Origin of the sequence: Streptomyces sp. NPDC002573, assembly GCF_042889625.1 — a bacterium.
Classification (GTDB): Bacteria; Actinomycetota; Actinomycetes; order Streptomycetales; family Streptomycetaceae; genus Streptomyces; species Streptomyces gibsoniae.
In genome coordinates, this window is record NZ_JBIARC010000221.1 from 1,407 (window position 1) to 2,606 (window position 1,200).

Genomic DNA, 1,200 nt, shown 5'->3' on the forward strand with positions numbered 1-1,200 from the left:
CGCATGCCGGCCAGGGGGGCAATGAGCTCGGCGGCGTCGTTGGCGCCGAGAGCGGTACGCAGGGCGGCCTGGGCGGAGCGTGCTTCGGGCGTGAGGTGGGCGAGCGCGGTGATCCGGGCTGCAAGGGCCCGCAGGTCGGCGGCGTTCGCGCGGGCCCAGGTGGCGGTGGTGCGTTCGGCGGCGCGGCGTTCGCGGGTGGCCTTCACGCGTTGCTCGCCGGTAGTTCCAGCAGGGCCGGGGCGGCCGCGCAGGTAGCGGCGTTCAGCGGCCTGGCGGCTGGCCACGCCGAGGGGGCGGGCGAGGTCGGCCCAACTGGCCCCCGCATCCCTGGCGGTTTCGATCAGGCCGGTTTCCCATCCGGCGAGCTGCTCGCGTACCTGCCGCAGCAGCAGGAGAGAGGCCAGGGCCTGCTCCGGGTCGACGTCCTGAGTCTCGGCAGCACCGCAGACCTCGTGCCGGGCGGCATACAGGGCGTCGCCGATGGCTTGAAGGGCTGCCGCGGCAGCGAGGAACGACGCCGGGCCCTGTATGTCGGCGCTGGGCGATACCGGCTGGTCGGCCGGGGTCATGGGCACCTCCCTCAGTAGTCATCCTGTGGACGACCTCATGTTTGTCATCCATTGGATGACATGTTACAACGGGGTCAGTGAGGCGCATTGGCAGCAACTGCCAGAACTTTCCCGGAGGTGTTTTCCGATGTTGATGCGCACTGACCCCTTCCGTGAGCTCGACCGGCTGGCTCAGCAGCTGATGGGCCCGGGTACGTGGTCGCGGCCGTCCCCGATGCCGATGGACGCCTACCGTGAGGGCGACCAGTACGTGGTGGCCTTCGACATCCCCGGCGTCAGCGCGGACGCGATCGACATCGACGTCGAGCGCAACATGCTGACGGTCAAGGCCGAGCGCCGGCCCGTGACGAAGGCCGACGACGTGCAGATGGAACTGTCGGAACGGCCGCTGGGCGTCTTCTCCCGCCAGATCGTGCTCGCCGACACGCTGGACACCGAGCACATCCAGGCCGACTACGACGCAGGCGTGCTCACCCTGCGCATCCCCATCGCCGAGCGCGCCAAGCCCCGCAAGATCGCCATCGGCGTCGGATCCGGCCGCCAGGAGATCTCCAGCTGAACCGGACCCGATGAGTGGCTGAACACAGGCGGAGGACGGGTATCTCTCCCCCTCGCCCGTCCTCCGCGCCCC

The 1,200-nt window shown here is 70.0% G+C and carries 2 protein-coding genes; one reads left to right on the top strand and one right to left on the bottom strand.

The window, feature by feature from the left end; translation table 11 throughout:
- On the bottom strand, nucleotides 1-569 hold a 569-nt coding region (locus tag ACFYX0_RS47375; RefSeq protein WP_388981951.1), incomplete at its 3' end, for a type III effector protein.
- Nucleotides 570-696: 127 nt separating this feature from the next.
- Between ACFYX0_RS47375 and ACFYX0_RS47380 the strand changes: the two genes are divergently transcribed.
- Nucleotides 697-1,128 (top strand): Hsp20/alpha crystallin family protein, encoded by a 432-nt coding sequence (locus ACFYX0_RS47380; protein ID WP_388981954.1) that lies wholly within the window; start codon nucleotides 697-699, stop codon nucleotides 1,126-1,128.
- Nucleotides 1,129-1,200: the final 72 nt, after the last annotated feature.